The organism is Ruminococcus hominis, assembly GCF_014287355.1.
GTDB lineage: Bacteria > Bacillota > Clostridia > Lachnospirales > Lachnospiraceae > Schaedlerella > Schaedlerella hominis.
Genome location: NZ_JACOPE010000002.1, coordinates 1 through 7,674, shown reverse-complemented (window position 1 = coordinate 7,674; position 7,674 = coordinate 1). Strand labels below are relative to the sequence as shown.

The following is a 7,674-nucleotide window of genomic DNA, read 5'->3' as shown; positions in this document are numbered from 1 at the left end:
CCAGACCTGTTCGAGGGGCTGCGTGCGGCGAGGAGCGCGGGGCGAACGCTTACAGGCGACGAGCTCGCCGAGTTGAAAGAAAAGTATATACAGTCTATATAGACTGTATATACTTTCTATATAGACTCACTGTTAGATACAACAGCACTTGAGAGGAACGCCCGTGATTATTTCGGCTATGAACTTAAAAGGTGGTGTCGGCAAGACAACGACGGCAATGGCGTTGGCGACAGCTGCTGAGCGCGAGGGAAAGAGCGTCGAGGTTTACGACTGCGACCCGCAGTCTAGCGCAAGCTTCTGGGCGCTCCTCGCCGATCAGAACAATGATTCCCTTCCATTTTCCGTAACGTCGGCGAACCTGGCGACGGTGCGGCGCGCCGGCATCCAATACCGCAGGAATCCTGACAAATGGATCTTTATCGACTGCCCACCGAATGGCAACATCATGGACGAGGCTGCTGAGGCATCGGACTTCGTCGTGATTCCGACGGGTCCGGGTGCGGCCGACGTTGTGAAGACCATCGAGACCGCACGCACGCTTACGAAGCGCGAGGTCTTTTACGGCGTGCTACTTACTCAGGTTGCGGCCAACACCCTTTCGTTTGCAAAGGCACAGAGCGAGATTGAAGATGCCGACCTCAGTTATTTCGACCATCAAGTCCGCCGCCGCGAAGGGCTGCGAAACTTTTTCGGCAATTCGTTTGGCGATGATCTCTTCGGCTATGAGGAGATTTGGGATGAACTGAAAGAAATCTTGCGTAACGATGAGGAGATTCACTATGCCGGCTAAGAGGCCAGTCCGTCGAATGACGGTGCCTGAGGAGGTTGCGCCGACCCTCATGGCAAACCAGGATACGCGCCACAAAGGTGACTCGACCAGCACTCGTAAAAAGGGAAAGTGCATCACTTTCTGGGTGACTGATGAACAAAAAGCCGAGATTTCGACTTATGCCGCTGAACACAATACAACGGTCTCACGCCTCATCGTCGAGGGTCTTGAACTGCGCATGAATCGAGATAGTATATAGATTGTATATACACTCTATATAGAATTTATATAGAGTGTATATACATAAGAGCTGAGCCGCTGGCAAAGGCTCAGGAGGGCTTGGAGGGGCTAGCCATGAAGCTCTGACCCAAATCACAACAGGGTCGCCGGCAGGAAAGGGGAGCCCTTCAAGGCCCCCCTTTCTGTTAGCTCCCCTGCTGCTTTACGCTATGGCCATGAGACCATCGGCGAGGATTCCGCGGGCATACGCACCCGTCGACTTGCCCTCGGCCTTCGCTTCCTTCTCAAGAGCCCGCTTCATCGCAACTGGAACCTTGAGGGACAGCGTCACCGTCTCGGGTACGGCCTTCGGGAGCTTGCCCTCGACAACCTCGCCAACGTTGACCCATCCGCTAGGCCACTCATCGCGCTCAAGGGCGCTTTCCCAATCGGCAATCATCTCATCGGTCACGACCTTGCCGTTCTCGGCAACGATTCCGTTCATGTCTACCTCCATCCCAGCTCACGCTTGAACTTTTTCGTCGGCGGCACCATCGCGTGGAACACGCACCAAACGCCGTCGATATCCATGAATCCAATCAGCTCGGCAAACCTCCCATCGGGAAGCGAGCCGACCGAAATCCAGAGCGGCGGGTCATCCGTGCCGTTTCGCTGGCGGCACCGAATCGGGTTCTCCCACGCATACGCGACCTCATCGCTGGTAAGCCCGTGCTTGAGGGCGTTCCCGTGTACTCTGACCAATGCCGCTCTCCTTTCTTCCCCAATAAGTATACCAGTTTAGTATACCTAATCAAAGCACCTGATTATCGAGCGGTCGCGCTGGGGCTTCGTGGCCGCCAAGCTCCCTGCTGGCACCTCTCCGGTTCAAAAAAGTCCACGTTTTCGAACACGCCGCTGAACTCGTCGCTGACGTTGTCCGAGGTTTCATCCTCGTCCTCGTCCGGCTCTTCGAACTTGTAGAGCGTTTCACCGTCGACGTCGAGCCTGAGCAGTCCGTGCTCATCGTGAGCAACAGCGAGCCAGGCATTGAGGATCTGTGGGGCGTTTTCCGCTGAAATGCTCAGGATGCTTTCGGCCTGTCCCTCTTCGGTTCGGCTGCTCTTTGCCTGCCCACTTTTCTCCGGGTCGTACCCCTCCTCGAATCTGAGGGCGCCCCAAAGTTCGAGATGCCGTCCGTTGACGCGCAGCACGGCATGTGAGGTCGATGCGGACCCGTCCGCTCGGGTGTCCCATGCGTCAATGCGGTCCTCGTAGACAATTTTGATATTCACTGTTTGCCGCCCTTTCCGTCGCGCCATGCGATGTATCGAGAGATCTCACCCTCAGGTTTGCTGGCAATTTCGTTGGCGAGAACCCGCCCGAGCCATGTGGCAATGCGCTCGTCGAGCTCAACGTGACCGGCCTCGGCCTCGATGGTCGCGGCGCTCGCGATGAGCCGGTGGTTGCGTTTGGTCCGTTCCTCGTTCCGCTGCTTCGCCTTGAGTTTCTTCAGGCGCTCTTCGGCCTCGGCGACCTGCTGGTCAATGGTCTTCTTGACGCGCTTGCGTTTCGGCTTCGCGGGCTGCGTTCCGGCGTCTGCCGCGAAAGTGTTATCTGACCGCTGAGCCCCGTCGATGCTCGTGAATTCGTTCAGGTCCATTTTGTGCCTTTCAACTGCGTTTTTAATTGACTTGATTGTACCCGTAACGAGTTGGTATCATTCCCTTAACTTAAGTTAAGGGCGCACTTAGTCTCACTTACTCGCGCCTACGGCGCTGCGTGAGAGAGACATTGCGTGCGCGCCTAGGCGGCGAGCCCCTACGCTCCCTGCGGTCGCTGCGCGTCGCTCGCGCTCCTTGCCTCTCCGGCACACCGCCAACCGTTCGCCTTGGGCGGCTTGCGATTGGCTGTGCCTGCGCGGTCGCCAAGGCTCCCTTGCGCTCCGCGATACCGTGCCCGTTCGCCTCAATGGCTCACGGTGCGCACGGCACCGCTGCGCGCTCGTTTCACTCGCTTGCCGGAAGGAGGCAGACGCCACATGGCCATCTACCATCTGAACGCCCGAGGCATCGCCCCGGCGCGCGGATCGTCTGCCGTCGCGTCTGCCGCCTACCAGAGCGGCGAGACATTGCGCGACGAGGCCACGGGCGAGCTCAAGCGCTACGCGCGCGCCGAGCGCATCGCCGATACCGGTATCGTCCTTCCCGAAGGTGCGCCCGCCTGGGATCGTCAGAGTCTCTGGAACGAGGCACGGCGCGCATATGACGGCGGCAACGAACTCGTGGCCAAGCGCTATGAGTTCGCCCTTCCCCGCGAGCTCGACTTGGACGAGCAACGCGCCTGCGTTCTCGATTTCTGCAACCTGTTCAAAAACAAGGCCTGCGATTGGGCAATACATGATTCGGGCGACGGTAATCCCCACGCCCACGTGCTCGTGAGCGCCCTCAAACTCGGTGCCGATGGCTTCGAGCGCCCCAGGGCGCAGAAGTCAACCAAGGTCTACCTGTGCCGCCGTCCAGACGGCAGCGACGTCATGGTCGCCGCCAAGGACTGGAAAGCGGCCAAGGCCGAGGGCATCGAGAAGGTCTACAACTTCCGGGACGGTGAGCGCCGGACCATGTCCCAGGCGGCGGCGCAAGGCCTCACCAAGGACGACCGCAAGACGAAGACGCCAGTGGCCGTCACCGCCAAGATGGACGGCGCTAAGGCGTTCGATGCCGAGAAAGCCGAACTCAGGCGCGTCCGCGCGTCCTGGGCAGGCATCGCCAACAAACGCCTCGCCGAACATGCCGCCAAGCACAACGAGGTTGCCGTGACAATCGACCACCGGTCCTTCGAGGACCGCAAAATTGAGTACGTCCCGACCGTCCACGAGGGCCAGCGACCCACGCCTGAGCGCGTGGCCATGAATGTCGAGGTGCGCCAGACGAACAGCGCCATCGACCGCGTGATCGGAGAGCTGCGCCGACTCAAGGAGCGCGCGAGCGCATGGTGGGCGCAGAAGACCGACGCCGTCACCCAGCGCCGGCGCGCTTTCATCGCCCGCCACACGGGCCTCATGCGCGCCACGGCGGCGCGAAAGCGCGGTATGGCCATGGGCGGCGCCAAGTTGGATATCTCCATCGCCAAGACCGTCGAGGCCGAGATCCAGCAGGTGTTCGCGCGCCGGAGCAACAACCACTTCAACGACCTCGCCGACGCCCTAGCGCAGCGCGGCGTGGCCATGGATTACGTCGAGGGCCACGGCGACCTCAAGTTCACCCAAGACGGTCGCACCGTCACGGGCGCGCAGATGGGACGCCCGCTGCGCCAGCTCGTGACCATGAGCAAGGAGGTCGGGCGACCGATTACCGCCGCCCAGCTCAAGGCCATGACCGCCCAGCAGCGCGACAAGCTCGTCCGCGAGCAGGCCAAGAAGACTGCAAAGGTCGCCAAGCCGCTCTCGGTCGAGATCGAGCTTGAAAACGAAAACGGTATCCACCACTAGAAACGGAGTTCAAATCATGGGTACTTTCGACAACCTCAGCCAGGACAACCTAGCGGCTATGGGCGATGCCCTTGAGGCATCGGCAGATCTCAAGGAACAGGCGGCGCGCGACCAGCTCCGCGTCGCCAAGGACATGCACAGCATCGCCGGCATCGCGAAGGAGATGCACGGTGCGTTGGTCGAGAACACCGACACCATGCGCGATATGAGCGAGGCGGTCATCGGTGCCGCCGAGCGAGCGGAGGATGCCTCAAACGTCGTTTACAGGGCTGTGGAGGCCCGCACGGTTGAGTGCCTGCGGGACGTGGAGAGGGCGGCTAAAAAGGCCGTTGAGAGCAGCCAGGCGAACGCCAAGCAGGCCGTCGATGAACTCGAGAGCGCGAGGCGGTCGATGATTGTTGCGACCGTTGCGTGCGGCGTCGTGACCTGTGCCGCGTGCCTGATCGTCCTCCTGGTGGCCATTGGCTTCATGTGGACCCAGATGAAGGCCGGGGCCGAGTGGCTTGGCGTCTGGGGCTGGGCGGCGCTGCTGCTGTCTATGGCCATCTGTGGGGCCATCGGATATTTCATTGCAGTCAAGGTTCGTGGGTAGTCATGGACGATATCGAGCTGCTCGATTGGCAGTTCAGGATTGCGAAGATGGGCCGCTCCGAGCTTGAGGTGACCCTCCGGGCCATGGCCGATCACGATGCAAAACCGTTCTCGCTCCATGACCCGGAGGCTGTGGCGCGGCTCGCGCGCCAGTCGTTGATTGGAAGTACGGAGGCTATGCTGAACCGTGTGCCTTCCAATGTTGGATCCGGGCCGGGCGGCGGCAAGAGAATCGTGACTGTCGACCTGCACGGCTACTACGAGGCAAAGACTGCCGAGGACGCCGAGGCCCAGGACCGGGCCGATCGGGCCGAGATACGGGCCATGTGCGAGCACAGACTCGCGCACATGCGGCATCGCGAAGAGCTCCGGCACGTTCCCGAGACGTCGCCACTAAAGGCGTTTATCACCGCGTGCGAGGCATCGGAGTGATCCTTTTTGTGTATATAGAATCTATATACACTGTATATAGATTCTATATACACATTTTTAGGCGAAAAAGTGTAAAATATCATTTAACCTTAATGTACGTCCTGCTTAGCCCGTAGGGCAGCCCCTCGGGGTCGCTCCTGAGGTTGTTTCCAAGGGAGTGTTGTTTTCATCTTAAAGGGGGCTTTGTATGCCTGTTTCGAGAAAGCGTCGTAAGAGTTCCAGCGAGCATGATGGACGCTGGTATGAGAATGAGCGCCATGCAAATCAGGTGAGAAACGAGAAGTTGTTTGACGCCTATCGTTTGGGTTGGAGCTACTGCGATCCCGACACCTTTTATCACGCTATGTTTCCTGATGGGACTCTCCAGAAGAAGGGTAACGATTCCGATGGCAAGCCCAACGTCATTGTTCTTGAGGACACCGGTAAGGAGATAGAACGGGGAGTCGACCCAAAGGGCAACAAACTTGTAAAACGCATTATGCATCGATACACGCTTCATGACGGTCTTGAAGAACTTGAAGAGCTTCGAAAGCTGTCGATTGAGCAGAACACGTTTATGTTTCTGGCTCCGGTCAGCTATTACGGCAAGAGCCGCAGCAGTCGTAATGCCCGATACTTGCATGCCATCATGATCGATCTCGATTACGTTGGCGAACGCGAGCTTGATAACTTGCTCCACCAGATGGAGCGTGGTGCAATTCCCTATGCCAACTATCTCGTCAGCTCAGGGACAGGCCTTCACGTCGTTTACCTTCTCGAACATCCAGTGCCGCTTATGACCCGCTACGTCACTGGTCTACAGGTCCTCAAGCGCGAGCTGACCGACCGAGTTTGGAACGCCAACACAAGCGCGAGCGACCCAGACAAGAAGCAGACTCAGGGCATCTTCCAAGGTTTCCGGATGGTCGGAAGCGCCACGAAGCTCAATGGAGACATCGGCAATCCAAAGATTAAGCAGCCGTATGTTGCCGAGTGTTTTTCTCACGATGCGACCCCGCCTGCTACAATCCCCTATCTGCTGTCTTTTGTTCCAAAGCTGCGGGGCAAGAAGGATATGGATGGTCTTGCAGCTCTTCGAGAACTTACGCAGGAGGCCCGCAAGAAGACTCCGATCGCCCAGGCAAAAGAATTGTGGCCTGAGTGGTATGAAAGGTGCGTTGTTAACGACGAGCCGCGCGGAGGGTGGACGTATGGCCGTGCCGGCTACGATCGGGTTTTGAGCGTCATCAGGGATCAGGCATCAGTTGATCACCGTTATTGGTGCATCTTCTATCTTGCTGTCATGGCTAACAAGTGCGGCGTTTCTTACGACGAGCTTGAGGACGATGCATACGGCCTTCTTGATCGATTTGACGCCCTTTCGGTAGAGCCAAGCAACAGGTTTACCGCTAACGACGTGGCGGCGGCTCTGGAGGCGTTTGAGGGCGGCTCAGCGGCTGGGCGGGCGCGTCGTTACACTCAGGGATTCTGCGAGCGAAAGGCCGCTGTCTCATATGGTGAGAAGATGGGACATGGTAGTAATCCGCCAGACAAGAGACTCCCGAAGGATTTGTCTCTTGAAAAGGCCCGCATGACAAGGGACCTGAATCAGAAGGCCCATGGCACGAATTGGTGGGATAACGGCAACCGAGATGGAGCGCCGACGAAGGCCGTGCAGGTTTGGAAAACTGCGGCTGAGAACCCTGGTTTAAGTATGTCGGCGCTAGCTCGCGTCGCTGGGGTGTCCCGTCCGACTGTCTATAAGTGGCTCAAGCCTGGATGGCAGAATGAATACAAGAAGGCTATGAGCCAAGACAGGCGTCCAACGTACCGGCCTCATAGGGTTATCGAGGAACAGGCCGAGCAATTCAAGCGGAAGTATGCAAATGATCGGCCAGGTCTTGTTCGCGCGGTACTGCGCCATGTCGCGGCGCATCCGTGGGAACCATATGAGCAGACGGCGGTCTTTTTCGGCTTTAGGCGCGCTGCCGAGGTCGAGAGAATTGTCCGCGAGAACGAAGATCTTCTCAATCAGATCAAGATCGGCATCGATGATGAACACCAGGCATGGAACACTGAGACCGACGACTACTTCGACGCCATGACGACAGCCGACCTTATGGGAAAGCGTTCCGACCTGATGAAAGCTCGCGCCCTCGGCGTTCGAGCTGCAATTGAATGGGCGAGACACGAGGCG

Annotated in this window: 10 protein-coding genes; 6 read left to right on the top strand and 4 right to left on the bottom strand. The window is 58.5% G+C overall.

The features are described 5' to 3' along the window. Nucleotides 1-163: 163 nt before the first annotated feature. On the top strand, nucleotides 164-790 hold the full coding sequence (locus H8S40_RS15900; protein WP_117638238.1) for a nucleotide-binding protein: 627 nt from the start codon (nucleotides 164-166) through the stop codon (nucleotides 788-790). Nucleotides 791-839: 49 nt separating this feature from the next. Continuing rightward, nucleotides 840-1,028, top strand: coding sequence for a hypothetical protein (locus H8S40_RS15895; protein ID WP_158571751.1), 189 nt, complete (start codon nucleotides 840-842; stop codon nucleotides 1,026-1,028). Nucleotides 1,029-1,211: 183 nt separating this feature from the next. Here the strand turns inward: H8S40_RS15895 and H8S40_RS15890 are convergent, their stop codons facing one another. The 4 genes from H8S40_RS15890 to H8S40_RS15875 all read right to left on the bottom strand — a co-directional run bounded on the left by H8S40_RS15890 (nucleotide 1,212) and on the right by H8S40_RS15875 (nucleotide 2,648). Next, nucleotides 1,212-1,493 (bottom strand): hypothetical protein, encoded by a 282-nt coding sequence (locus tag H8S40_RS15890; RefSeq protein ID WP_186865710.1) that lies wholly within the window; start codon nucleotides 1,491-1,493, stop codon nucleotides 1,212-1,214. 2 nt (nucleotides 1,494-1,495) lie between these two features. After that, a complete protein-coding gene (locus tag H8S40_RS15885) occupies nucleotides 1,496-1,750 on the bottom strand; it encodes a hypothetical protein (protein ID WP_117638241.1) in 255 nt (84 codons plus the stop codon). 62 nt (nucleotides 1,751-1,812) lie between these two features. Then, a complete protein-coding gene (locus tag H8S40_RS15880; RefSeq protein ID WP_186865709.1) occupies nucleotides 1,813-2,280 on the bottom strand; it encodes a hypothetical protein in 468 nt (155 codons plus the stop codon). Then, nucleotides 2,277-2,648: a hypothetical protein gene (locus tag H8S40_RS15875; protein WP_117638243.1), complete on the bottom strand. Its 372-nt coding sequence runs from the start codon at nucleotides 2,646-2,648 to the stop codon at nucleotides 2,277-2,279. Before H8S40_RS15875 ends, H8S40_RS15880 begins: the two co-directional genes overlap by 4 nt. 378 nt (nucleotides 2,649-3,026) lie before the next feature. On the opposite strand from H8S40_RS15875, the gene H8S40_RS15870 reads away from it, so the two are divergent. The 4 genes from H8S40_RS15870 to H8S40_RS15855 all read left to right on the top strand — a co-directional run. Beyond that, nucleotides 3,027-4,475 carry a MobA/MobL family protein gene (locus tag H8S40_RS15870; protein WP_186865708.1) on the top strand — a complete coding sequence of 483 codons (1,449 nt, stop codon included), beginning with the start codon at nucleotides 3,027-3,029 and terminating at the stop codon, nucleotides 4,473-4,475. A gap of 16 nt (nucleotides 4,476-4,491) precedes the next feature. Further along, complete coding sequence (locus H8S40_RS15865) at nucleotides 4,492-5,067, top strand: hypothetical protein (protein ID WP_117638235.1); 576 nt, start codon at nucleotides 4,492-4,494, stop codon at nucleotides 5,065-5,067. Between the two features lie 2 nt (nucleotides 5,068-5,069). After that, entirely contained in the window at nucleotides 5,070-5,498 is a 429-nt protein-coding gene (locus H8S40_RS15860) for a hypothetical protein (RefSeq protein ID WP_186865707.1), read from the top strand. Nucleotides 5,499-5,685: 187 nt separating this feature from the next. After that, nucleotides 5,686-7,674 (top strand): hypothetical protein (locus H8S40_RS15855; RefSeq protein ID WP_186865706.1); only part of this gene is annotated, 1,989 nt, incomplete at its 3' end.

Coding starts and splice junctions, on each gene's coding strand:
- H8S40_RS15870 (WP_186865708.1), top strand. CDS start 3,027: ATGGCCATCTACCATCTGAACGCCCGAGGCATCGCCCCGGCGCGCGGA.
- H8S40_RS15895 (WP_158571751.1), top strand. CDS start 840: ATGGCAAACCAGGATACGCGCCACAAAGGTGACTCGACCAGCACTCGT.
- H8S40_RS15860 (WP_186865707.1), top strand. CDS start 5,070: ATGGACGATATCGAGCTGCTCGATTGGCAGTTCAGGATTGCGAAGATG.
- H8S40_RS15890 (WP_186865710.1), bottom strand. CDS start 1,493: ATGAACGGAATCGTTGCCGAGAACGGCAAGGTCGTGACCGATGAGATG.
- H8S40_RS15865 (WP_117638235.1), top strand. CDS start 4,492: ATGGGTACTTTCGACAACCTCAGCCAGGACAACCTAGCGGCTATGGGC.
- H8S40_RS15875 (WP_117638243.1), bottom strand. CDS start 2,648: ATGGACCTGAACGAATTCACGAGCATCGACGGGGCTCAGCGGTCAGAT.